The following is a 22596-nucleotide window of genomic DNA, read 5'->3' on the forward strand; positions in this document are numbered from 1 at the left end:
TCAGGCGCCGCTGGCCGGGGCCTGCAGGGTGTCTTCGGTGGCTTGCACGGCGGTACCGTCGCTCAGGCGCAACTGCCCGGATACCACCACCTGGTCGTCCTCGTTCAGACCCTGCTCGATCACCACACGGCCGGCCTGGCGCTCGCCGGTGCGCACCGCCACCCGCTGCACCACCAGGGCATCGGCGGCGTCATCGCGGCGGGCGACGAACACCGTGTCGCCATAGGCGGTGTAGGCCACCGCGGTTTCCGGCACGGTCAGCACCTGGCCGTCATCGGGGCTGGCCACCTGCACGCTGGCGTACATGCCGGCCGCAAGGCGCGCATCAGGTTTGGCCAGGGTGGCCTGGACCTGCACCGTGCGCGACCGCCCGATCAGCGGGTCGATGGCCGTGATATGGGCGGTGAACGGCGTGTCGGGGAAGGCGTCCAGGCGCACTTCGACCGGCTGGCCGGGGCGCAGCTGGGCGCTCAACTGCTCTTCGAGGGAGAAGTTGACGTACAGGCTGCGGGTGTCGATCAGGCTGACCACCGGATCGCCGACATTGAGGTACTGCCCCTGGTTCACCCGGCGGATGCCCAGGCGCCCGTCGAACGGTGCGCGCACCGCCTTCTGGGCGATCACCGCCTCGGTGCGGGCCAGCTCGCCCTGGGCCATGTCGCGGGCCGCCAGGGCATTGTCCAGCTGTTCCTGGGTGGCAGCGTTCTCGCGCAGCAGGTCCTTGACCCGCCGGTGGTTGGTCCGCGCATTGTCCAGCTGGGCCTTCAGGCGCAGGCGCTCGGCCTGCTCCGGGGCATCGTTGAGGGTGACCAGCACATCGCCCTTGCGCACCTGCTGGCCGGATGTGAAGTTGATCGCCGTCACCCGTCCGCCGATTTCGGCCGAGACCAGCACCTGGTGTACCGCCTCCAGCTCGCCGACGCCGGCGAAGGCGCGTTTTTGCGGTGCTTTCTGCACCGTGGCCAGGGCCACCTTGACCAGGTGCCGCGCCGGTGTCGCCGTGGCCTGGGCCTGGCCGGTGTGGCGCCAGGCCAGACCGCCGGCGGTGACCAGCGCCAGTACCAGGGCGCTGCCAAGTATCGTCTTGCTATTCATCGCGCGTCCTCGCCTCAGGCCCAGTTCAGGTTGAACAGGAAGAACGCCAGGATCGCCCACAGCACCAGCACCAGATGGGTGAGCTGCAGGCCTTCCTGGCGAATCCAGTAGCCGAACCACAGGCCACCGAGCAGCATGGCGAAGGTGAAGGCTAGGAACGCGGCGAGCGCCAGGTTCAGCCAGGCGCGGGCCATGAGCGGATCCTGGGCGATGATCAGCCCGTAGCAGCCGACCCAGGCCGCCAGGCTGGCGACGATCTGCAGCAGCAGGATCACCAGCAGCGCGGCGCGGGCCAGGCCGGCCGACTGGCAGGCCCGGCGCAGCAGGGGGAAGTCGATGGCCGGCGGTTGGCGCAGCGGCGCCATGGCCAGGGTGGCGCCGATGGCGCCGACGGAACTGGCGAAAGCCTGCAGGTTGTTCAATACCGCGATGCTCAGCCATAACGCCAGGCCCACGGCCTGGATGGCCTGGAACAGCCACAGGGAGGTGTGCAAATCCATATCAACGTCCGTATTGATGGCCTGGCCAGGGGGAACAGGCAATTACACAAGAAAACGCTTGGATATTAGTGGCAGCCTTGCCGATGCACAAGCGCCCCTATTACAGGGGCGCTGGTTGCCAGGGGGATTGATGCGGATCAGTCGGGAGAGATTCCCAGGGGTGGAGGTGCCGGGAAGCGGGTTTTTTCTGTAGGAGCGGCTTTAGCCGCGATGCAGGCAACGCGGAGCCTGGCACCCGCTTCGCGGGTGATCGCGGCTAAAGCCGCTCCTACAGAGGTCGCGGTTCAGGCCTGGCCGGGAACTCGCGTCAGGGCCTCGCGAAAGCGCTGGGTGCTGGCCAGCGCCAGCACCAGGCCAACGACGGCGACGCCGCCACCGACCAGGCCGATATGCGCCACGCCCAGCTGGCTGCTGACGATGCTGCCCAGCAGCGCGCCGCCGCCGATGCCGATGTTGTAGATCCCCGAGAACAACGCCATGGCCACGTCGGTGGCGTCCGAGGCGAGCTTGAGGGTCTTGGACTGCAGGGCCAGGCTGAAGCTCAGGATCGCCACGCCCCAGACCATGTTCAGGGCGGCGAACACCTGGAAATTGCCCGACAGCGGCAACAGCAACAGCAGGCACGCGGCAAGCGCGCCGATGGCGCCCACCAGAAAGCCATGGGGGAAGCGCTCGCTGTAGCGGCTGAACAGCACCGAGCCGAACACGCCGGCACCACCGTACAGCAACAACAGCAACGTAGTGTGTTCACCACTGATCTGCGCCACGTGCAGGGCGAACGGCTCGATGTAGCTGTAGGCGGTGAACTGCGCGGTGATCACCAGCGTCACCAGCACGTAGGTGATCACCAGCGCCGGGCGCTTGAACAGGATAGGCAAGCTGCGCAGCGAGCCGGAGTTCTGGCTCGGCAGTAGCGGCAGCGACTTCATCAGGCACAGCATGGTCGCCAGCGCCACCCCGGCAATGCACAGGAAGGTAATGCGCCAGCCCAGCGCCTCGCCCACCACCCGCCCCAGCGGGATGCCCATGACCATCGCCAGGGTGGTGCCGGTGGCCAAAAGGCCCAGCGCCTTGGCCTGCTGGCCGGGCGGCGCCACGCGCACCGCCAGCGACGCAGTAATGGCCCAGAACACCGCGTGGGCCAGGGCGATGCCGATACGGCTGACCAGCAGCATGGCGAAGCTCTGCGACAACCACGACAACAGGTGGCTGGCGATGAACACCAGGAACACGATCAGCAGCAGGCGCCGCCGCTCGATATTGCGGGTCATCAGCATCATCGGCAGCGACGCCAGCGCCACCACCCAGGCATAGATGGTCAGCATCAGGCCGACCTGCGCGGTGGTCATCTCGAAGCTGCGGCCAATATCGCTGAGCAGCGCCACCGGGACGAACTCGGTGGTGTTGAAGATGAACGCCGCCAGGGCCAGGGCGATGACGCTCAGCCAGCTTCCGTTGCCGGCTGTGGGGGGCATTGAGGTGGGTACGGGTCCATTCATGTGATGAGGTTTTTCTCCGCGGGCAAGGCAACGGGACGCACATCGCCTGCCCAGCTGCCAGGCCGGTGACGCACGTTTGATTATTGGAAGGATGCCCAGCATGGTACGCATCAAGCCCGGCCCTCACAACCTCGGGTGCGGACGGAGTACCATGCACCCTTTTGTGGCATCGCCACCCACCCTGCGGAACAAGGAGTTCGATCCGCCCATGGACAAGCAGCACCCCCAGCAGCAGTGGCGCGAGGCGGTCATCGCCTACGCCGAGGCCATCAACCGCTATGTCGCGCAGGGCCGCGCGCAAGGCTGGGACGATCTGGAAGAGCCGCAGGCAGCGGCCACCGAACACCTGCTCGACGCCTGGCTGGCGGCGCTGCGGGCCATCAACCGGCCCGGCGTCGACCCGGCACAGCGCCAGCTGTTCCGCGAGGCCTGGCCGCCGGCGCACCTGCCGCTGGTGCCCTTGTTCGAGGAACAGGCCCAGGGCATCGGCAGCCTGCTGCTGCTCGACGACGGCAGCCTGCTGGCGCGCATCGGCATGCCGTTCGACCGGGGGCAGGTGCTGCGCATCGACGACCAGGGCGTCACCCCGGTGATCGGCGTCGAGCATTTCGGCCGCTGCCCGCAACGGCGCTACTACGCCCTGGCCAATGCCGAAGGGGTGCGCGTGACTGATGGCTGGGGCGGCCCGCAGGTGGCCAGGCTGGCCTGGCCCCATGGCCTGGAAGGGTTGCCCGCCGGCTACCCGTTCGACCCCCTCGACCTGCTGCCGATACCCACCGCGCTGCTGCCCTTCCCCGATGGCCAGCGGGTCCTGCTGGTCAGCAGCGACGGCATCTTCGTGCTCGCCGCCAGCGGTGCCACGCGCCTGTTGCCGCGGCAGGCGGACATTCTCGATGAACTGCGCCAGGGCACCGATCCGGACGACATCGTCCTGGGCCTGGCCATGGAGCATGCCGCGCTGTCACCGGATGGCCGGCTGATCGCCCTGGGCGAGCAATGCGGCCGACACCTGGTGCTCGACGAGCAGTTCAAGCCCATCGCCGAAGTGGGCCCGGCCAGCGAATACCCGCACTTCGCCCTGTTCAACCGGCGTGGCGACCAGCTGATCCTCAACGCCTGCCACTTCTACCGGGGCGGCACCGTCGGCGTGCGGGTGGCCGACCTGCCGGGGCTGGACACCGGTTTCTACAGCGAGGACCCGCGCACGCCGCTGTTGCAGGACGGCGCACGGATCTACGCCGGCGTGGCCCGTGAAAGCGAGTACATCGTCGGCGACGCCCATGGCTACCTGCGCGCCTTCGGCGAGGACGGCAGCGAGCACTGGCAGCACTACCTCGGCTCGACCATCAGCGCCATGGACATCAGCGCCGATGGCCGCACCCTGGCGGTGGCCAGCCATGCCGGTTTCATTTCACTGATCGCCCTGGACAGCGGCAGGCCGCAATGGCAGATCGGCACCGGGGCGCATGGCGAGGTGAGGCGCTGGTTGTGCTGGAAGGGATTCGAGCAGCCGCTGGCCTGGTAGGCCGGCGGCGCCTGAAGGTCGGGGAGAGGCGTGAAGCTCAGCCCCGCCGCCGCTTCAGCTGTTGCTTCAACACCCGCAAGGGCGGCGCGTAGAAGAAGCCGAACGAAACGCTGCCCTGGCGCCCCTTCACCGCATGGTGCAGGCGATGCGCCCGATACAGGCGCCTGAGGTAGCGGTTGACCGGTTTCGGTGCTCGCGGCCAGTGCCGGTGGAAAAAGCCATCGTGGGCCAGCACATAGGCCACGCCATACCCCGCTACCCCAGCGCCAACCCATTGCAACGGTGCATGCCCGGCCTTGCCCAGGGCCACCAGCGCCGTGGCGATCAGGCCCAGGGCCAGCAGGTAGAGGTCGTTGGTCTCCAGCATGCCCAGCTGCGGCTCATGGTGCGAGCGGTGCAGCCACCAGCCGCAGCCGTGCATGACATACTTGTGGGCCAGCGTGCCGACGCCCTCCATGGCCACCAGGGTGCCGAACAGCACGGCGAGATTGAACAACATGGATCGGTCCGGGGGGTTGGCAACGAAAGGCGCAAGGGTACCATTGCCGCCAGGTCATTCGGAGGGATTTTCCATGAAGGATGTGCACGTCTCAGCCAGCACCGGCTACACCCGCCAGTCGAGCAACTACGAGCAGGGCCGGCCCGACTATCCCAGCGCCTTGCAGGGCTGGCTGCGCGACACCCTGGGCATCGGCGCCGGCACCCCGGTCCTCGACCTGGGCGCTGGCACCGGCAAGTTCACCCGCCTGCTCGCCGCGTTGGCGCCGCGCCTGACGGCGGTGGAGCCGGTGGCCGCCATGCGCGAGCGATTCAGCGAGCGGCTGCCCGAGGTCCCGGTGCTCGAAGGCACCGCCCAGCACATCCCGCTGGCCGACGCCAGCCAGCAGGTGCTGGTCTGCGCCCAGGCCTTCCACTGGTTCGCCGACGCCGCCGCCCTGCGCGACATGCACCGGGTGCTGGCGCCGGGCGGCCGCCTGGGGCTGATCTGGAACGTGCGTGACGAAGCGGTGGACTGGGTGGCGCGGATCACCGAGATCATCACCCCCTACGAGGGCGACACCCCACGCTTTCATACCGGTCGCTGGCGCGACGCCTTCGCGGGCAGCCGCTTCAGCGCGCCGCAACTGACCACCCTGCCCCACGTCCATGAAGGCAGCCCGCAGACGGTGATCCTCGAACGCCTGCGCTCGGTGAGTTTCATCGCCGCCCTGCCCCAGGCCGAACAGGACAGGGTCATGGCCCGGTTGCAGGACCTGATCGACAACCACCCGGACCTCAAGGGCCGCGAGCGCATCGCCTTCCCCTACCGGACCCAGGCCTACGTCTGCCAGCGCCTGGCGTAACGCAATTGTCATGATTCACGCCTTGACCCTGCGCGGGTCGAGGCGTATGGTCCGCCGCGCACTCAAGCATCCCCCACACAGGAGTCCACTGCATTGGACAGTAGCCCCAGTCGATTGCGACAGGCCCACACGGCGAGCTAGTCCGGCAGCGTTCCTGCCACTGTCTCGCCGCACACGGTAGACGGTGGTTCCCTTCGGCCCTGCGGGGCTGAACATTCCTCCTTCCTTTCCTGCCCTGCCACCTGGCATGGCGCGTGGTCCTGCGCATTCCTCGCTTTCATTCGCGCCGTCTGCGGTCGGTGCTCGTGCGGGCCATCGCCCGCGGAACGGAGTTCGCTATGGATTGGAAAATCTTTCTGCTGCGCGTCAGCGTGGCCCTGCTGCTCGGTGCCCTGATCGGTGCCGAACGTCAACTGCGCCAGCGCCTGACGGGCCTGCGCACCAACGCCCTGGTCAGCACCGGCGCCTGCCTGTTCGTGCTGATGACCCAGGCCGTGCCGGGCATGGCACCCACCGATGCCTCACGCATCGCCGCCTATGTGGTGTCGGGCATCGGCTTTCTCGGCGGTGGCGTGATCATGCGCGACGGCTTCAACGTGCGCGGCCTGAACACCGCCGCCACCCTCTGGTGCACCGCCGCGGTCGGCGTGCTGTGCAGCCTCGGCTTGCTGCTGGAGGCCTCCCTGGGCAGCCTGGTGGTGCTGTGCGCCAACATCCTGCTGCGCGACCTCGCCCAGCGCCTGGACCGCCAGGACGTGGTGCCGGCCAGCGAGGTCGAGCAGCGCTACGAGGTGCGCATCGTCTGCCGCGCCGAGGACGAGATCCAGGTGCGCAGCCTGATGCTGCACAGCCTCAGCGACCCGGGCCTGCGCCTGCAGTCGCTGCACAGCGAGGACCTGGCCGATCCGGCACGCCTGGAAGTGCGCGCCGAGCTGCTCGGCACGCCGCAGGCGCCGACCCAGCTGGAGCGCCTGGTCGGGCGGGTGAGCCTGGAGAAAGGCGTGAGCGCGGTGCGCTGGCAATTGCAGGCCCAGGGTCTGCCCTCTGACTAGACGTCGTCGCGCACATGCCGTTCGCGCAGCTCCTGGCGTTCCTTGGCCTCGACGCACAGGGTGGCGGTGGGCCGCAGCAGCAGGCGGCGCAGGCCAATCGGCTCGCCGGTTTCCTCGCACCAGCCGTAATCGCCCCGGGCCAGGCGCTCCAGCGCCTGGTCGATCTTGTCCAGCAGCTTCTTCTCCCGCTCCAGCGAGCGCAGTTGCCAGTGACGTTCCTCCTCGGCGCTGCCGATGTCGGCGGGGTCGCTGTGCACTTCCTGTTCGCGCAGGGCGCGGAACTCCTGCTCGATGCGCGTCTGCAGCTCGCCGCGCTGGGTCAGCAGCAGGTTGCGGAAGAACTGGCGCTGGGGTTCGTTCATGTAGGCGCTGGCGGGTTGTTGCAGCAGTTGCTCTTCAGTCATGGGGGTAACTCCAGAATGCTGGGGGCGCGAGACCGCCCTCATGGAACAAAACGTAACTTGCTGACTTGAACAGCGTGGGAGCGGGCTTGCCCCGCGATGCGGTGTATGGCACCGGCTTTGCCGGTGATCGCGGGGCTAGCCCGCTCCCACGTTGGTGATGCGTGCTCTTCTGTTCCGTGCGCGACAGAGCAGCCCGAAGGGATGGGCGATCTGGGGGGATTCAGCGGTCGAACATCAAGGGCAAGCCCTGGCATTGGTCGCGTACCCGCCCCTGGTGCCAGGCCAGTTGCCCGGACACCACCGTGCTGCGCACCACATGGTGGAAGGCGCGCTGCTGGAACGGCGTCCAGCCGCAATGCGCCAGGATCGGGTCGTCCGCCACCGCCCGTGGGCTGGCCAGGCGCTCGACGATGGCGAAGTCCGCCCAATAGCCCTCGCGCAGAAAACCCCGTTCGCGGATAGCGAACAGTTCGGCCACTGCGTGGCTGGTCTTGTTCACCACCTGGGCCATGCTCAGCACCCCTTCGCAGACCAGCTCCAACGCCGCCGGCAAGGCATGCTGCACCAGCGGCAGGCCCGACGGCGCACGGGTATACACCCGGCGCTTTTCCTCCAGGGTATGCGGCGCATGGTCGGTGCCGATCACATCGATGCGATCGCGAGCCAGGGCCTTGCGCAGGGCATCGCGGTCGGTGCCGGTCTTGATCGCCGGATTGCACTTGATCAGGTGGCCCAGGCTTGCGTAGTCACTGTCGTCGAACAGCAGGTGGTGCAGGCACACCTCGGCGGTGATGTGCTTGCCGCTCACCGGGCCCGGTTGGAACAATGCCAGTTCCCGCACCGTGGTCAGGTGCAGCACGTGCAGGCGCGTGCCGAAGCGCCGGGCCAACTCCACCGCCAGGCTCGAGGAGCGGTAGCAGGCATCGGCGTCGCGGATCAGCGGGTGCGCGGCCGGGGGAATGAACTCTCCGTGGCGGGCCCGCCACCAGCCCTCGTTCTCGAGGATGCTCGGGGTGTGCTCGCAGTGCGCCAGGACGATGGTCGGCGCATAGACGAAGAGCTTTTCCAGCACCTGCGGGTCATCCACCAGCATGTCGCCGGTGGAGGCCCCCATGAACACCTTGATCCCGGCCACTTCGCGCGGGTCGAGGGCGGCGATGGTGTCGAGGTTGTCGCGGCTCACGCCGAAGTGGAAGCCATAGTTGGCCCGCGAACTCGCCGCCGCCCGTCGCTTCTTGTCGGCCAGCGCCTCCAGGGTCAGGGTCGGCGGGTTGGTGTTGGGCATGTCCATGTAGCTGGTGATGCCCCCGGCCACCGCCGCCCGCGACTCGCTGGCGATGCTGCCCTTGTGCGGCGCCCCCGGCTCGCGGAAATGCACCTGGTCGTCGATCATCCCCGGCAGCAGCCAGGCACCCCGGGCATCGATCTCCAGCGCCGCCCGGGCATTGTCGAGGCTGCCGGCGATCCGCTCGATGCGCCCGTGGCGCACCAGCAGGTCGCCTTCGAACTCGCGCCCTTCATTGACCAGCCGTGCGTTGCGCACCAGCAATGTGTCCATGTTCAGAACTCGTTCTGCAGGGCCTTGTAGCCCTGGACCAGGTCGATGTTGGTGCGCGCCACGTCCTCGGAGAACTCCGAGGCCGACACGCTGACCGGCGGGTAACGCTCCAGGTCGGTGTGCGGGCCGATGTGCTCGGTGGGCGGCACATAGAAGCGCGGTGGCAGGTCGCGACCGTCGACCACCGAGTTGTGCCGCACCACGCTGCCGTCGCCGACCTTGCAGTTGAACAGCACGCTGTTGAAACCGATGAACACCCGGTCACCGACCTCGCACGGACCATGGACGATGGAGCGGTGGGCGATCGAGCTGTACTGGCCGATGCGCACCGCCGCGCCGGACTTGGAGTGGATCACCACGCCGTCCTGGATATTGGAGTTGGCGCCGATGACGATCGGCTGCATGTCGCCGCTGCCGTCCACCTCGTCGGCGCGGATCACCGCATAGGGGCCGACGAACACGTTGTCGTGGATGATCACCTTGCCGCAGATGATGGCGGTGTGATCGATATAGGCCGATTCGGCGATTTGCGGGAGATGGCCGGAGGGGTTTCTGCGGATCACGGTGGAGGCCCTGGATGAAAGGAAGACCATAAATGTTACGTTATAACAGTTACAATGCAACACCTTCACACACCGATCTGGCAAACTCCACTCTTCCTGCGCAGATTGGAACAGCGTGGGAGCGGGCTAGCCCCGCGATCACCGGCAAAGCCGGTGCCAAGCACCGCGACGCCTGCTTCGCGGGCAAGCCCGCTCCCACAGGGGTACAGTTCTTTATGCAACAGCGCAGCCCAATGGGCTGCGCGATTTCCTACAGGCCCTGATCCACCATGCACGTGCGCCCCACCCTCGTCAGCGACATCCCCCTGCTCCCTACCCTGGAACGCTCTGCGGCCCAGGCTTTCCGGCAATTGCCGCACCTGGCCTGGCTGGCCGACAGCGATGTGATGAACGAAGCCGAGCACCTGACGTTCGTCACCGAGGGCGGCAGCTGGGTTGCCGTGGATGGCCGGGACCTGCCGCTGGGTTTTCTCTGCGCCAGCACCACAGGCGACGCCCTGCACATCCATGAGTTGTCGGTCCGCCAGGAAGCCCAGGGCCAGGGCCTGGGTCGCGGCCTGCTGGACCAGGCGCGTACAGCCGCGCGCCTGAACGGCCTGGCCTGGCTGACCCTGACCACCTTCGACGATGTCCCCTGGAATGCCCCGTTCTACGCCCGCTATGGTTTCGAGCGCATCCCCGCGCCGCAGCTTGATGCGCGCCTGCAAGGCATCCTTGCCGGCGAGCTGGCCCATGGCCTGGGCAATCGCTGCGCCATGCGCCTGGCGCTCGGCGTTTGAGCGATGATTTCATCCAAACGGCCATTGACGTAGAGTCGGATCACCTGCGGTAACGGACAACCCGATGGACAAGTACGCCCCCCGCCAGTGGCTCCCCCATGAGAAGCCCAGCCTGCCCGGCTCGCCCTCGACGCCGCTGCACGCCCCGGCCAAGCGCCTGGCCTTCGGCCTGGTCGGCCTGCTGGTGGCCATCACGGGCGGCCTGGGCAACGCCCTGGTGGTCGCCAACCTGCCGTTCCTGCAGGGCGCGCTGGGTGCCACCAGTGCCGAAATGGCCTGGCTGCCGGCGGCCTTCGTGATGACCAACGTGTCGATGAACCTGCTGCTGGTGAAGTTCCGCCAGGAGTTCGGCCTGCGCGCCTTCACCGAGGTGTTCCTGGTGCTCTATGCCCTGGTCACCCTCGCCCACCTGTTCGTCAACGACCTCAACTCGGCCATCGCCGTGCGCGCCGCCCATGGCATGGTCGGCGCCGCGCTGAGTTCGCTGGGCCTGTACTACATGATCCAGGCCTTCCCCGCGCAGTGGCGGCTCAAGGCGATGGTCCTGGGCCTTGGCGCCTCGCAGCTGGCGGTGCCGCTGGCCCGGGTGTTCTCCGAGGACCTGCTGCAGATCGCCGAGTGGCGGGGGCTGTACCTGTTCGAGTTGGGCCTGGCCCTGGCCGCGCTGGGCTGCGTGCTGCTGCTAAAGCTGCCCCCCGGCGATCGCTTCAAGACCTTCGAGCCCCTGGATTTCCTCACCTTCACCCTGATGGCCAGCGGCACCGCCCTGCTCTGCGCGGCGCTGTCGCTGGGGCGCATCGACTGGTGGCTGGACGCGCCTTGGATCGGCGTCGCCCTGGCGTGCTCCATCGCCCTGATCCTCTCGGGCCTGGCCATCGAGCACAACCGCAGCAACCCGCTGCTGATGACCCGCTGGCTGGGCAGCGGCGCGATCATCCGCCTGGCCCTGTGCGTGATCCTGATCCGCATGGTGATCTCCGAGCAGTCCACCGGCGCCGTGGGTTTTCTCCAGGCACTGAACATGGGCAACGAGCAGATGCGCGCGCTGTACGCGGTGATGCTGCTGGGCGCGGTCACGGGGCTGACCACCAGCGCCTTGACCATCAACCCCCAGCACCTGGTGCTGCCGTTGTTCATCTCCCTGGCGGCCATGGCCACCGGCGCCTTCATGGACAGCACCTCGAGCAACCTGACCCGTCCGGCGCAGATGTACCTCAGCCAGTTCCTCCTGGCCTTCGGCAGCACGTTCTTCGTCGGCCCGTCGATGGCGCTGGGCATCGGCCATGTGCGCGCCAACCCGCGCAACCTGGTGAGCTTCTCGGTGCTGTTCGGTATCTGCAACAACCTCGGCGGGCTGATCGGCTCGGCGCTGCTGGGCACCTTCCAGACCGTGCGCGAGAAATTCCACTCCAACCAGCTGATGGATCGCCTGAGCGCCCTGGAACCCTTGGTCAGCGCCCGCGTGCAGGGCGGTGGCGCCGGTTACGCCGGGGTGTTCGCCGACCCGGCGCTGCGCAACGAGGCCGGCATGCGCCTGCTGGCCAACGCTGCGACCCGCGAGGCCAATGTGCTGGCCTACAACGATGTGTTCATGCTGATCGGCGCCATCGCTATCCTGACCATGATCTGGATCTTCATCCGCAGCCTGTACCTGCGCTACAACCACTCCACCAGCGGTACCCCGAGCCGATGACCCAAGAGACGCCAACGACCACCACCACCGCCATCGCCGAAACCCCGGAAGGCGCGCAACCACCCAGCGAACCGACCAGCCCGGCGCGCAGCCGGCGGGTGCGCCTGCTGTCGTCGCTGAGCTTCGCCGCCGTGGCCCTGGCCGGCATCCTGCTGGTGCTGTACGCCTGGCGCCTGCCGCCGTTCAGCAGCGCCATCGAGAGCACCGAGAACGCCCTGGTGCGCGGCCAGGTGACGATTATCGGGCCACAACTGGGCGGCTATATCGTCGAGGTGCCGGTGCACGACTTCCAGTTCGTCAAGCAGGGCGACCTGCTGGTGCGCCTGGATGACCGTATCTACAGCCAGCGCCTGGCCCAGTCCATCGCCCAGCTCAAACAGCAGGAGGCGGCGCTGGCCAACAACCTACAGCAGCGCAACAGCGCCGAGGCCGGCATCGCCCAGCGTCAGGCCGCGATCAGCGACGCCGCGGCCCAGGCCGACAAGGCCAAGGCCGACCTGCAGCGCAACCAGGCGCTGGTCAGCGACGGCTCGGTGTCGCGCCGCGAACTGGACCTGAGCCGCGCCAGCCATGCCGCCGCCGTCGCCAGCCTGGCCCAGGCCAGGGCCGCGCTGGAAATCGCCCGCCAGGACCGCGAGACGGTAATCGTCAACCGTGCCGCGCTGCAGGCCTCGGTGGAGAATGCCAGGGCCGCGGTGGAGCTGGCCCGCATCGACCTGGACAACACCCGGGTCAAGGCGCCACGGGACGGCCAACTGGGGCAGATCGGCACCCGCCTGGGCGCCTACGTCAATCCCGGCGCGCAGTTGATGGCGCTGGTGCCGGACACCTTGTGGGTGATCGCCAACCTGAAGGAAACGCAGATGGCCAAGGTGCGCATCGGCCAACCCGCTACCTTCACCGTCGATGCGCTCAACCACCTGAAGCTGCGCGGCCACGTGCAGCAGATCTCCCCGGCCACCGGCTCGGAATTCGCCCTGCTGCAGGCCGACAACGCCACCGGCAACTTCGTCAAGATCGCCCAGCGCATCCCGGTGCGGATCACCGTCGATGGCGACCAGCCCGAGGCCAGGCAGCTGCGGCCGGGGATGTCGGTGGTGGTGAGCATCGATACCCGGGACAGGTGACTGGCCTACAGGCTGACGCCGAGCGCCCGGCGCACCTGCTCGCCACGGGCATCATCCACCGCACTGACCAGGGCGAAGTTGTAGTCGCCGTGGGACCAGTAGCGGGCCTGCAACTGGCCGTCGGTGCGCTGGCCGCTGGGCATGCGCTCGAAGTGTTCGCCGGGCGAGCGCAGGAACAGGCTGATGCGCAGCCCTTGGCGGTCCTGGAACACCAGCAGCGCCGCCGGCCCCGCCTCGTTGCTCAGCAGGCGTGCGCCCACCGGCTGCAGACCATAGCCAGACAGGTCCGGCAATTGGCCGACACGGTTGAAGTGACGTCCCAGCCAGGCCTGCAGCCGCGCCGGATCACTGGCCTGGATATCCAGCGTGCTTGCGTCGGCGAACAGTCGGTGGGCCTCCACCGCATCGGCCATGGGCAACATGCCGGCGAACAGCGTCGCCTCACGTGCCTGCCAGCCGCCCAGGCCGCCCAGGCCCACGGCCAGCAGCAATACCGCCGCCTGTGCCAGGCGCCATTGCCGACGCTGGCGCAGGCGGCGGCGCAGGGGCGCCAGGTCCAGCGCCGGATCGCTGGGCTGCTCGCCGAAGCCGGCCAGGGCCGCCCGCAGGCGCCGGGCATCGCCGCGCCAGGCCTCGATCCGCGCCGCATCCTCGGGATTGACCGCCAGCCACGCCTCGACCTCGGCCCGGCGGGCCGGCTCCAGGCGCTCGTCGACATAGGCATGCAACTCGTGCTCGGTGGGGATCAGGCGCGTCATTTGAGTCTCCGCAGGGCCGGGGGCGTGGGGTTGCCCTCGGTCAGTTCACGCAGGGCGGCACGGGCACGCGACAGGCGCGACATCACCGTGCCGATGGGAATGCCGAGGGTGTCGGCCGCCTCCTTGTAGCTCAGGCCTTCGACGCTGACCAGCAGCAACAGGGCGCGTTGCTCCGCCGACAGCCGGGCGAAGGCGCGCAGATCGGCCTGGGCCAGGACGATGCTCTCGATCTCGCCACCGGTCGGTTCCTCGGCCTGGCCCCGACCGAACCAGGCCAGCCAGCGGGCGTGCAGGCGCTCGCGGCGCTTGCCGTCGAGGAACAGCCGGTAAAGGATGGTGAACAGCCAGGGCCGCAGGCTGTCGGCGTCGCGCTGCTGGCCACGGCGGCTCAGGGCACGCTCGACCGTGGCCTGGACCAGGTCGTCGGCGCCGCCGGGCTCGCGGGTCAGCCACAGGGCGAAGCGGCGCAGGCGTTGCAGCAGCTCGCGCCATTGTTGGTCGTCCAGATCGTGCATGGTCGGGTTCCGGGCCCCAATGGGCAGTCAGTGTAATGGGCAGACGGCCCGGCACGAAATCTATTCCCCCGGCGGGAATAAATCGTTCGCCCTTGCGTCGTACCGGCTCATCCCACCTGACCGGAGCGTCCCCATGACCACTCCCCTGCATGGCACCGCCAAGGCCCTGCGCCTGGCCGCCATCGGCGCCACCCTCGCCGCCCTCGGAGCGGGCTTCGCCTATGCCGCCGGCTGGATCGGCGCGCCAGGGCTGACCCCGCAGCGCATCATCGACACCTTCGAGGCTCAGGCCGGCCATTATCCCGGCTATCGGAAAAACCATGCCAAAGGCCTGTGCGTCAGCGGTTACTTCCAGGCCAGCGGGCAGGCTGCGGCGCTCTCCAGCGCCCGCGTCTTCAGCCAGGCCCAGGTGCCGGTGATCGGTCGTTTCGCCATCGGCGGCGCCAACCCCTCCGCCCCGGACACCGCCATACCGGTACGCAGCCTGGCCATCCAGTTGAGCAGCGACGACGGCCAGGTCTGGCGCACCGGCATGAACAACCCGCCGGTGCTGGCGGTGAGCACGCCCGAGGCGTTCTACCAGCAGGTGCTGGCCGGGGCGCCCGACCCGGCCACCGGCAAGCCGGACCCAGCGAAGCTGCAGGCGTTTTTCGCCAGCCACCCGGAAAGCGCGGCGTTTCGCCAGTGGGCGGCCAGCTACAAGCCCAGCGACAGCTTCGCCAGCACCGCCTACAACAGCATCAATGCCTTTCGCCTGATCGATGCCCAGGGCAACGCCCACCCGGTACGCTGGGCCCTGGAGCCGCAGACAGCGTTCGCTGCCCTGCCCGCCCAGGTCGATGACCAGCAGTTCCTCCAGCACGACCTGCAACAACGCCTGGCCCAGGGCCCGCTGCGCTGGACCCTGCGCCTGACCCTGGCCGAGCCCGGCGACCCGGTGGACGACCCTGCCCGTCCCTGGCCCGTCGAACGTCGCAGCATCGACGCCGGCACCCTGGTGCTGGAACGGGTCGACGGCCCCGAGCAAGGCGCTTGCCGCGACCTGAACTTCGACCCGCTGATCCTGCCCCACGGCATCGAACCGTCCGCCGACCCGATCCTCGCCGCCCGCTCGGCCGCCTATTCAGTGTCGTTCAACCGCCGCAGCCACGAAGCGCTGAGCGAAGGAGCCCGCCCATGACCGCCACCGCCTTCCACCCCCTGGCCCGCCTGCTGCACTGGCTGATGGCCGCGCTGATCCTGGCCATGCTGTTCATCGGCGTGAACATGGTCGGCGACCTGTCGCCACGGCATCCGCTGCTGGTCGAGCTGCACAAGGCCACAGGCCTGGCCCTGCTGGTGCTGGTGATCCTGCGTATCGCCTTGCGCCTGGCCCTGCCACACCCGGCGCTGCCCGGCGACCTGCCGCGCCTGCAACGGCTGGCCGCCGGCGCCTCGCACCTGCTGCTGTACGGCCTGATGCTGGCCATGCCGCTGCTCGGCTGGGCCATGCTCTCGGCCGGTGGCTATCCACGGCCCCTGCAACTGCCCGCCATCGCCCCCCACGACTTGCAGTTGTACGCCATACTGCGCCAGGCCCACGGCTGGGCCGGCTACCTGCTGTTCGCCACCGTGCTGCTGCACCTGGGGGCGGCGTTGGTGCATGCCCTGGTGCGCCGCGACGGCGTCTTGCGTAGCATGTGGCCAGGCCCGCTGCGCCGCAGTGAATGAGCATTGCCGGGGTCGACACATGTAAATAATTATTACTAACATTGGCGCTCATTTCGTCGAACTGCCCCGGACTGCCCCATGAACGTTGCAAAGGACCCTGCCGCCTTGACCCCGTCCAGCACCCTGGACCTGCGTCCACTGATGCTGGTGAACATGGCCTGCACCATGTCGATGATGGCCTTCGTCGCCCTGATCGGCCCCATCGCCCGCCTGCTGGGCATGGCCACCTGGCAGGCCGGCGCGGCGGTGACCGTGGCCGGCGTGGTCTGGGTGCTGCTGGCGCGGCCCTGGGGGCGCCTGGCCGACCGCTATGGCCGGCGCCGCGTACTGTTGCTGGGCAGCGGCGGCTTCACCCTGGCCTACTGGGTGCTGTGCCTGTTCATCGACGGCGCATTGCGCTGGCTGCCGGGCGCGAGCGTGGCGTTCTTCGGGCTGATGCTGGCCCGCGGCCTGATCGGCGCCTTCTATGCCGCGCTGCCGGTGGGCGGCAATGCCCTGATTGCCGACCATGTCGAGCCCCAGCGCCGGGCGCGGGCCATGGCTTCGCTGGGCGCGGCCAATGCCGTCGGCCTGGTGGTCGGCCCGGCACTGGCCGCGCTGCTGTCGCGCTACAGCCTGAGCCTGCCGTTCTATGCCATGTCGCTGCTGCCGGCCACGGCGTTCGTGGTGCTGCTGTTCAAGCTCAAGCCGCAGCCACTGGCACACGTTCATGCGCCCAATCCGGTGCGCCTGTCCGATCCACGCCTGCGCCGCCCGTTGCTGGTGGCCTTCAGCGCCATGCTGAGCATCACCGTGTCGCAGATCGCCGTCGGTTTCTTCGCCCTCGATCGCCTGCACCTGGAGGCCGGCGACGCCGCCCAGGCCGCGGGCATCGCCCTGACCTGCGTGGGCGTGGCGCTGATGCTGGCGCAGGTGTTCCTGCGCAGGCTCGAGTGGCCGCCGGCGAAAATGATCCGTGTCGGCGCCAGCATCTCCGGCCTGGGCTTCGCTGCCGCAGCGCTGGCAACCCACGCACCCTGGCTGTGGAGCGCATTCTTCGTCGCTGCGTTTGGCATGGGCTTCGTCTTCCCGGCATTCTCCGCCCTGGCGGCCAACGCCATGCACGCCAGCGAACAGGGTGCCACGGCCGGCTCGATCGGCGCCGCCCAGGGCATGGGCGCGGTGATCGGGCCGCTGGCCGGCACTCTGGTCTATGCCCTCGACCCGCGCCTGCCGTTCCTTGCCGTGGGTGCCCTGCTGTTGTTGGTGGGGCTGTGGCCGGCAGCGAGCGACCAGCGTCACTGAGACGCACAGCGCGCAAGCCTGCAGAGTGTGTTTTAATGCCTCGCCCATTATTTTTGACACCTCTGCAAACAAGGCGGCTATGGACACGGGGACACGACTCAAACTGGTGCGTGAACGCAACAACCTCTCCCAACGGGAACTGGCCCGCCGCAGCGGGCTGACCAACTCGACGATCTCGCAGATCGAGCAGAACCGGGTCAGCCCTTCGGTCAGTTCCCTCAAGAAACTGCTCGAAGGGATCCCCATGTCCCTGGCGGAGTTCTTCAGTTTCGACGAGCCGGTGCGCGAGGAACGTTACGTTTTCCGTGGCGGCGAGCAGCCCGACCTGGGCCGTAACGGCCTGCGCATGCTGCTGGTCGGTGCGAGTGTCGAAGGCCGGCAGATGCGCATGCTGCGCGAGCTGTATGCGCCGGGCGCCGATTCCGGCGAGCCGATCGTCCACGCCGAAGGCGAGGAATGCGGCCTGGTCACCCGAGGCACCATGGAGCTGTGGGTCGATGGCCAGGTCAGCGTGCTTAACGCCGGCGATGGTTACTACATCCCTACCACCCTGCCCCACACCTTCAAGAACATCGGCCCCGACGAGGCCGAGATCATCAGCGCCAATACCCCGGCGAACTTCTGATCCGCCCATGACCACCGTCGCCAGCCGCGAGGCGTACCAGTGCCTGCGTGACGCCGCCCTTGGCGTCCGATCGCTGGTAACGGTCGCCCGCCTGGCCGGCGGGCAGGTCGAGGTGCTAGTCGACGGCTGGCGCCTGAGCCTGGTGCTGGACAGCGAGGGACTGGCCCACTGCAGCCACTGCCAGAGCCCGGATGGGCGCCAGGGCACGCTGGACGACTGGCACCGCTATGGCACCAATCCGGTGGATCACCTGAGCCTCTGGGAACGCGATCAAATAGAACGACTGTTGGTCTGATCCCCTGTAGGAGCGGCCTTGTGCCGCGAATGGGGCGCGAAGCGGCCCCAGGGTTTCAGCGTTGACGCAAAGATCGCCGGGGCCGCTTCGCGCCCCTTTCGCGGCACAAGGCCGCTCCTACAGGGGGGTGGCATGGCCAGATCGTCATGCCTGCCGGGCCAAAGCCTGCTCGACGAAATCCAGCCGGTCCTGGCCGAAGAACATCTGCCCGTCGACGAAGAATGTCGGCGCCCCGAACACGCCACGTTCGACCGCCTCCTCGGTAGCTTTGCGCAAGGCGTCCTTGACCTCGGGCCGCGCGGCCAGTTCCTGGAACATCTCGGCCTCGAAGCCTCCTGCGGCCAAGGTCTCACCCAATACCGCAGGGTCTCCCAGATTGCGTCCGTGCACGAACAGCCCCTCGAACAGCACCTTCAACAGCGCCTCGAATCGCGCTTCGGCAAACAACTGGACGCCAGTCAGCCCGCGCATCAGGTTCAGGGTGTTTACCGGAAACCCTGGCGGCAGGGTCAGGGGCACGCCATAGCGGTCGGCGTAGCGCTTGAGGTCGATGCGCATATAGCGCCCCTTGGCCGGCACCAAGACCGGCGAGGCGTTGCCGGTGGCCTGGAACACCCCGCCCAGCAGAATCGGCTTGTACACCAACCGCGCCCCGTGACGCGCGCACAGGGCGGGTAGCTGGGTCGAGGCCAGGTAAGTAGCCGGGCTGCCCAGGTCCAGGAAGAACTCGACGGTCTTGCTCATGATTCGTTCCTTGTATGAGGGTGGGACTTACCAGCGCTCCATCCACGGGCGCAGGTCAAGTTCGAAGGTCCAGGCATCCCGTGGCTGGGCATGCAGGAACCAGTAGCTGTCGGCGATGTGCGCAGGGTCCAGGATGCCGTCCTGGTCCTTGAGCGCATAGCGTTCGGGGAAGCTGTCGCGGATGAACGCGGTGTCGATGGCGCCGTCGACCACCACATGGGCGACATGGATGTTGCGCGGCCCAAGCTCGCGCGCCATGCTCTGGGCCAAGGCGCGCAGGCCATGCTTGGCCCCGGCGAAGGCGGCGAAACCGGCCGCCCCGCGGGTACCGGCGGTGGCGCCGGTAAAGACGATGGTGCCGCGCTCGCGGGTCACCATGCGCCGGGCGACCGCCTGGGCGGTGAGAAAGCCGGCGAAGCAGGCCATTTCCCAGATCTTGAAGTACTTGCGCGGGGTTTCCTCGAGAATGCTGCACGGAACATTGGCGCCGATGTTGAAGACAAAGGCGTCAATCGGGCCGATATCACGCTCGATGGTCTCGACCAGCTCGGCCACCTCCTCTTCCTTGCGCGCATCGGACCCAAAGCCATGGGCCTGCCCGCCCGCGGCGCGGATCTCATCGACCAGCGGCTGCAGTTTTTCCACCTGGCGCCGGGTCACGCAGGCGACATACCCCTCGCGGGCGAAACGCTTGGCGATCTCGCCCCCGGTGGCGTCGCCCGCCCCGATCACCAGCACGACCTTTTGTTGTTCTGCCATGGACCGCTCCATTGATGAATGATCGTTTAGTAAACGAACGCTATGCTACGATCACGTTATCGTCAAGCCCGCGCCAAGAGGTTCCGCGCATGCGCTACAGCACCGACCACAAGCAACAGACCCGCGAGAAGCTGCTGGCCAGCAGCGGCGCCCTGGCCAAGCGCGGGGGTTTCGCCGCTACTGGCGTAGCCGGATTGATGAAGGCCATCGGCCTGACCGGCGGCGCCTTCTACAACCATTTCCCCTCCAAGGACGACCTGTTCAGCGAGATCGTCCGCCGCGAACTGGCCAACAGCCCCTTGGCGCGCCTGGTCGAGCGTGGCGCAGACCGCCCCCGGCTCAGGCGCCTGCTCGAGCAGTACCTGAGCCTGGCCCATTTGCACAATGCCGAAGACGGCTGCCCACTGCCGCCACTGGGCGTGGAGATCGCCCGCGCCGAGCGACCGGTGCGCGAACAGGCCGAACACTGGCTGGTGACGCTGCACCACGCGTGGAGCGAGACCCTCGACGATCCCGAGCTGGCCTGGGCCCTGCTCAGTCAGTGCGTCGGCGCGCTGGTGGTGGGCCGTATGCTGGCCAGCGAGCCGGTGCAGGCGCAGGTGCTGGACGCCAGCCGCAAACTGGTCGGACGGGTCTTCGATGAGGCTCGCTAGTACGCTGCTGGGACTGCTGTTGACTCTGCCCGCCTTCGCCCAGGACAGCTGCCCGGTCGGGCAATACCAGGTATGCCTGGTGGTGTGTTTCTGCGCGCCCATCGACCCCAACCAGGGCGGCCAGGTGCTGCAGGATGTCGAGCGCATGGCCAGCGGCAGCCTGGTATTCGCCCTACGCCAGGCTCGCGATGAGGCCACCGCCAGCGGCAGCCAGCCGATTCCCCTGCATATCCGCGCCCAGCTCGAGCCCTGGTACGATTTCGCCGTGCTCGACGCGGCGCGCTACCGGGTGGGCGATGAACAGCAGATCAGCGCCGCCAACGCATTGCTGCAGAACCCGGACGTCAACGCGGTAACCCTGATCGACACCATCATTTTCCGTCGCAGCGCCGAAGCCGAGGACAACGTGGCGCTGTGGGCCCATGAGCTCAAGCATGTGCAGCAGTACCAGGAACTGGGAGTGGAGGAATTCGCCAGGCGCTATACCCGGGATTACCAGGCACTGGAGGGGCCGGCCTACGAGATCGAGGCGCAGGTGGCCAAGGCGTTGCGCGAAAAGGCATCCGGCGGGCCGCGCTGACTGCCGAATTACACCATCCCCCTGTAGGAGCGGCCTTGTGCCGCGAAAGGGCTGCTAAGCAGCCCCGGCAATTGATGCGTCAACGCTGAAATCCTGGGGCTGCTGCGCAGCCCTTTCGCGGCGCAAGGCCGCTCCTACACGGGGTGATGCCGGCCTGAAACCATGCGTCCGGATCGATGACGGCACCCGACCTATCATTGCGCGTGATAATAACCTTCGCTCCGTTTGATTCGTGCGCCACGCGCAAGACACTCACACTCCGCCCACTACTAATACATTGGCGGAGTTCTCCATGGATCACTCACTCAAACCCTTGCGCTTCCCCCTCGCTGCCCTGGCAGTGGTGGTGCTCAGCGCTTGCGGTCGCACCCCCGACGCCGTGCAGGCTCCCGCCGCGCCCAAGGTCAGCGTAGCCAAGGTGATCGAACAGCCGATCAACGAATGGGACGAGTTCACCGGCCGCCTCGAAGCGCCGGAAACCGTCGAAGTACGTCCACGGGTGTCCGGCCAGATCGACCAGGTGGCCTTCACCGAAGGCGCCCAGGTCAAGAAAGGCGACCTGCTGTTCCAGATCGACCCACGCCCGTTCCAGGCAGAAGTGCGCCGCCTCGAAGCCCAGTTGCAACAGGCCAAGGCCACCGCCATCCGCAGCGCCAACGAAGCCCGCCGTGGCGAGCGCCTGCGCGACAGCAACGCGATTTCTGCGGAACTGGCCGAGTCGCGCAGCAGCGCCGCCGCCGAGGCCCGCGCCGGGGTCGACGCGATCCAGGCCCAGCTCGACCTGGCCCGCCTGAACCTGAGCTTCACCCGCGTTACCGCGCCGATCAGTGGCCGCGTCAGCCGCGCCCAGTTCACCGCCGGCAACATCGTCAGCGCCGACGTCACCCCGCTGACCAGCGTGGTCTCCACCGACAAGGTGTACGCCTACTTCGACGCCGACGAGCGCGTGTACCTCAAGTACAGCCAGCTCGCCCGCGACGGCCAGCGCGGCCAGAGCACCCCGGTGTACCTGGGCCTGACCAACGAGACCGGCAACCCGCACCTGGGCCAGATGAACTTCGTCGACAACCAGGTCAACCCGCGCACCGGCACCATCCGTGGCCGCGCCGTGTTCGACAACCGCGACGGCCAGTTCACCCCGGGCCTGTACGCGCGCCTGAAGCTGGTCGGCAGCGCCCAGTACGACGCCGTGCTGATCAACGACGAAGCGGTCGGCACCGACCTTGGCAAGAAGTTCGTGCTGGTCATGGACAAGGACAACAAGGCCGCCTACCGCGCCGTGGAACTGGGACCCAAGCTCGAAGGCCTGCGCATCGTGCGCAGTGGCCTGGCCAAGGACGACCGCATCGTGGTCAAGGGCCTGCAGCGCGTGCGCCCGGGCTCGCCGGTCACCCCTGAGGAAACGCCGATGGCCAGCGAGCAGACCCTCGCCGCCCTCGCCCAGCAGCGCCAGGCCCTGGAGGCCAGCAACCCGGCGCCGAAGGTTGCCGGCGCCAATGTCAAAGTCGCCAGCGCCCAAGCGCCGCGCGGTTAAG

At 68.0% G+C, this 22596-nt stretch carries 26 protein-coding genes; 15 read left to right on the forward strand and 11 right to left on the reverse strand.

What is annotated here, in order from left to right:
- The 3 genes from PRtIB026_RS17815 to PRtIB026_RS17825 form a co-directional block, all read right to left on the reverse strand.
- Entirely contained in the window at positions 1 to 1095 is a 1095-nt protein-coding gene (locus tag PRtIB026_RS17815; protein ID WP_203652470.1) for an efflux RND transporter periplasmic adaptor subunit, read from the reverse strand.
- A gap of 14 nt (positions 1096 to 1109) precedes the next feature.
- Complete coding sequence (locus PRtIB026_RS17820; protein WP_203652469.1) at positions 1110 to 1595, reverse strand: DUF2165 family protein; 486 nt, start codon at positions 1593 to 1595, stop codon at positions 1110 to 1112.
- A 284-nt stretch (positions 1596 to 1879) separates the two neighbouring features.
- A complete protein-coding gene (locus tag PRtIB026_RS17825) occupies positions 1880 to 3094 on the reverse strand; it encodes a sugar transporter (RefSeq protein ID WP_203652468.1) in 1215 nt (404 codons plus the stop codon).
- Positions 3095 to 3302: 208 nt separating this feature from the next.
- On the opposite strand from PRtIB026_RS17825, the gene PRtIB026_RS17830 reads away from it, so the two are divergent.
- Positions 3303 to 4619: a hypothetical protein gene (locus PRtIB026_RS17830; protein ID WP_203652467.1), complete on the forward strand. Its 1317-nt coding sequence runs from the start codon at positions 3303 to 3305 to the stop codon at positions 4617 to 4619.
- Positions 4620 to 4656: 37 nt separating this feature from the next.
- On the opposite strand, the gene PRtIB026_RS17835 is transcribed toward PRtIB026_RS17830, so the two are convergent.
- Positions 4657 to 5118 (reverse strand): sterol desaturase family protein, encoded by a 462-nt coding sequence (locus PRtIB026_RS17835; protein ID WP_203652466.1) that lies wholly within the window; start codon positions 5116 to 5118, stop codon positions 4657 to 4659.
- A gap of 73 nt (positions 5119 to 5191) precedes the next feature.
- Between PRtIB026_RS17835 and PRtIB026_RS17840 the strand changes: the two genes are divergently transcribed.
- On the forward strand, positions 5192 to 5962 hold the full coding sequence (locus PRtIB026_RS17840; protein WP_203652465.1) for a class I SAM-dependent methyltransferase: 771 nt from the start codon (positions 5192 to 5194) through the stop codon (positions 5960 to 5962).
- A 338-nt stretch (positions 5963 to 6300) separates the two neighbouring features.
- On the forward strand, positions 6301 to 7014 hold the full coding sequence (locus tag PRtIB026_RS17845) for an MgtC/SapB family protein (protein WP_203652464.1): 714 nt from the start codon (positions 6301 to 6303) through the stop codon (positions 7012 to 7014).
- On the opposite strand, the gene dksA is transcribed toward PRtIB026_RS17845, so the two are convergent.
- The 3 genes from dksA to PRtIB026_RS17860 all read right to left on the reverse strand — a co-directional run bounded on the left by dksA (position 7011) and on the right by PRtIB026_RS17860 (position 9539).
- Complete coding sequence (dksA, locus tag PRtIB026_RS17850) at positions 7011 to 7418, reverse strand: RNA polymerase-binding protein DksA (protein ID WP_203652463.1); 408 nt, start codon at positions 7416 to 7418, stop codon at positions 7011 to 7013. The genes PRtIB026_RS17845 and dksA overlap by 4 nt on opposite strands.
- 220 nt (positions 7419 to 7638) lie before the next feature.
- Positions 7639 to 8976 carry a dihydroorotase gene (locus tag PRtIB026_RS17855; RefSeq protein ID WP_203652462.1) on the reverse strand — a complete coding sequence of 446 codons (1338 nt, stop codon included), beginning with the start codon at positions 8974 to 8976 and terminating at the stop codon, positions 7639 to 7641.
- A 2-nt stretch (positions 8977 to 8978) separates the two neighbouring features.
- Positions 8979 to 9539 carry a carbonate dehydratase gene (locus PRtIB026_RS17860; protein WP_062362175.1) on the reverse strand — a complete coding sequence of 187 codons (561 nt, stop codon included), beginning with the start codon at positions 9537 to 9539 and terminating at the stop codon, positions 8979 to 8981.
- Positions 9540 to 9571: 32 nt separating this feature from the next.
- Between PRtIB026_RS17860 and PRtIB026_RS17865 the strand changes: the two genes are divergently transcribed.
- The 4 genes from PRtIB026_RS17865 to PRtIB026_RS17880 all read left to right on the forward strand — a co-directional run bounded on the left by PRtIB026_RS17865 (position 9572) and on the right by PRtIB026_RS17880 (position 13138).
- A complete protein-coding gene (locus PRtIB026_RS17865; protein ID WP_203652733.1) occupies positions 9572 to 9802 on the forward strand; it encodes a hypothetical protein in 231 nt (76 codons plus the stop codon).
- A gap of 6 nt (positions 9803 to 9808) precedes the next feature.
- Positions 9809 to 10318 (forward strand): GNAT family N-acetyltransferase, encoded by a 510-nt coding sequence (locus PRtIB026_RS17870; protein ID WP_203652461.1) that lies wholly within the window; start codon positions 9809 to 9811, stop codon positions 10316 to 10318.
- Between the two features lie 64 nt (positions 10319 to 10382).
- Entirely contained in the window at positions 10383 to 12011 is a 1629-nt protein-coding gene (locus tag PRtIB026_RS17875; RefSeq protein WP_203652460.1) for an MFS transporter, read from the forward strand.
- Positions 12008 to 13138: an HlyD family secretion protein gene (locus PRtIB026_RS17880; protein ID WP_203652459.1), complete on the forward strand. Its 1131-nt coding sequence runs from the start codon at positions 12008 to 12010 to the stop codon at positions 13136 to 13138. Before PRtIB026_RS17875 ends, PRtIB026_RS17880 begins: the two co-directional genes overlap by 4 nt.
- A 5-nt stretch (positions 13139 to 13143) precedes the next feature.
- Here PRtIB026_RS17880 and PRtIB026_RS17885 read toward each other — a convergent pair whose 3' ends face one another.
- Together PRtIB026_RS17885 and PRtIB026_RS17890 are read right to left on the reverse strand one after the other, a co-directional pair.
- On the reverse strand, positions 13144 to 13896 hold the full coding sequence (locus tag PRtIB026_RS17885; RefSeq protein WP_203652458.1) for an anti-sigma factor family protein: 753 nt from the start codon (positions 13894 to 13896) through the stop codon (positions 13144 to 13146).
- Positions 13893 to 14411 carry a sigma-70 family RNA polymerase sigma factor gene (locus PRtIB026_RS17890; RefSeq protein WP_062573788.1) on the reverse strand — a complete coding sequence of 173 codons (519 nt, stop codon included), beginning with the start codon at positions 14409 to 14411 and terminating at the stop codon, positions 13893 to 13895. Before PRtIB026_RS17890 ends, PRtIB026_RS17885 begins: the two co-directional genes overlap by 4 nt.
- Positions 14412 to 14544: 133 nt before the next feature.
- On the opposite strand from PRtIB026_RS17890, the gene PRtIB026_RS17895 reads away from it, so the two are divergent.
- The 5 genes from PRtIB026_RS17895 to PRtIB026_RS17915 all read left to right on the forward strand — a co-directional run bounded on the left by PRtIB026_RS17895 (position 14545) and on the right by PRtIB026_RS17915 (position 18325).
- A complete protein-coding gene (locus tag PRtIB026_RS17895) occupies positions 14545 to 15591 on the forward strand; it encodes a catalase family peroxidase (RefSeq protein WP_267812616.1) in 1047 nt (348 codons plus the stop codon).
- Positions 15588 to 16121, forward strand: a complete 534-nt coding sequence (locus tag PRtIB026_RS17900; protein WP_232856135.1) for a cytochrome b — start codon at positions 15588 to 15590, stop codon at positions 16119 to 16121. The genes PRtIB026_RS17895 and PRtIB026_RS17900 overlap by 4 nt, the downstream gene beginning before the upstream one ends.
- Before the next feature lie 78 nt (positions 16122 to 16199).
- The gene (locus PRtIB026_RS17905) at positions 16200 to 17405 is read left to right on the forward strand and encodes an MFS transporter (RefSeq protein ID WP_203652457.1); all 1206 of its coding nucleotides are present in this window, start codon (positions 16200 to 16202) and stop codon (positions 17403 to 17405) included.
- Between the two features lie 79 nt (positions 17406 to 17484).
- Positions 17485 to 18030, forward strand: coding sequence for a cupin domain-containing protein (locus tag PRtIB026_RS17910; RefSeq protein ID WP_050705832.1), 546 nt, complete (start codon positions 17485 to 17487; stop codon positions 18028 to 18030).
- 7 nt (positions 18031 to 18037) lie between these two features.
- Entirely contained in the window at positions 18038 to 18325 is a 288-nt protein-coding gene (locus PRtIB026_RS17915) for a DUF7693 family protein (RefSeq protein ID WP_203652456.1), read from the forward strand.
- 144 nt (positions 18326 to 18469) lie between these two features.
- On the opposite strand, the gene PRtIB026_RS17920 is transcribed toward PRtIB026_RS17915, so the two are convergent.
- Complete coding sequence (locus PRtIB026_RS17920) at positions 18470 to 19069, reverse strand: 2-hydroxychromene-2-carboxylate isomerase (protein WP_203652455.1); 600 nt, start codon at positions 19067 to 19069, stop codon at positions 18470 to 18472.
- A 27-nt stretch (positions 19070 to 19096) separates the two neighbouring features.
- Positions 19097 to 19828, reverse strand: coding sequence for an SDR family oxidoreductase (locus PRtIB026_RS17925; RefSeq protein ID WP_254464248.1), 732 nt, complete (start codon positions 19826 to 19828; stop codon positions 19097 to 19099).
- 89 nt (positions 19829 to 19917) lie between these two features.
- Between PRtIB026_RS17925 and PRtIB026_RS17930 the strand changes: the two genes are divergently transcribed.
- The 3 genes from PRtIB026_RS17930 to mexE all read left to right on the forward strand — a co-directional run bounded on the left by PRtIB026_RS17930 (position 19918) and on the right by mexE (position 22595).
- A complete protein-coding gene (locus PRtIB026_RS17930) occupies positions 19918 to 20481 on the forward strand; it encodes a TetR/AcrR family transcriptional regulator (RefSeq protein ID WP_203652454.1) in 564 nt (187 codons plus the stop codon).
- The gene (locus PRtIB026_RS17935; RefSeq protein WP_203652453.1) at positions 20468 to 21061 is read left to right on the forward strand and encodes a DUF4157 domain-containing protein; all 594 of its coding nucleotides are present in this window, start codon (positions 20468 to 20470) and stop codon (positions 21059 to 21061) included. The genes PRtIB026_RS17930 and PRtIB026_RS17935 overlap by 14 nt, the downstream gene beginning before the upstream one ends.
- Positions 21062 to 21353: 292 nt before the next feature.
- Positions 21354 to 22595: a multidrug efflux RND transporter periplasmic adaptor subunit MexE gene (gene mexE, locus PRtIB026_RS17940; protein WP_203652452.1), complete on the forward strand. Its 1242-nt coding sequence runs from the start codon at positions 21354 to 21356 to the stop codon at positions 22593 to 22595.
- Position 22596: the final 1 nt, after the last annotated feature.

The organism is Pseudomonas sp. RtIB026 (assembly GCF_016861355.2).
GTDB lineage: Bacteria > Pseudomonadota > Gammaproteobacteria > Pseudomonadales > Pseudomonadaceae > Aquipseudomonas > Aquipseudomonas peradeniyensis.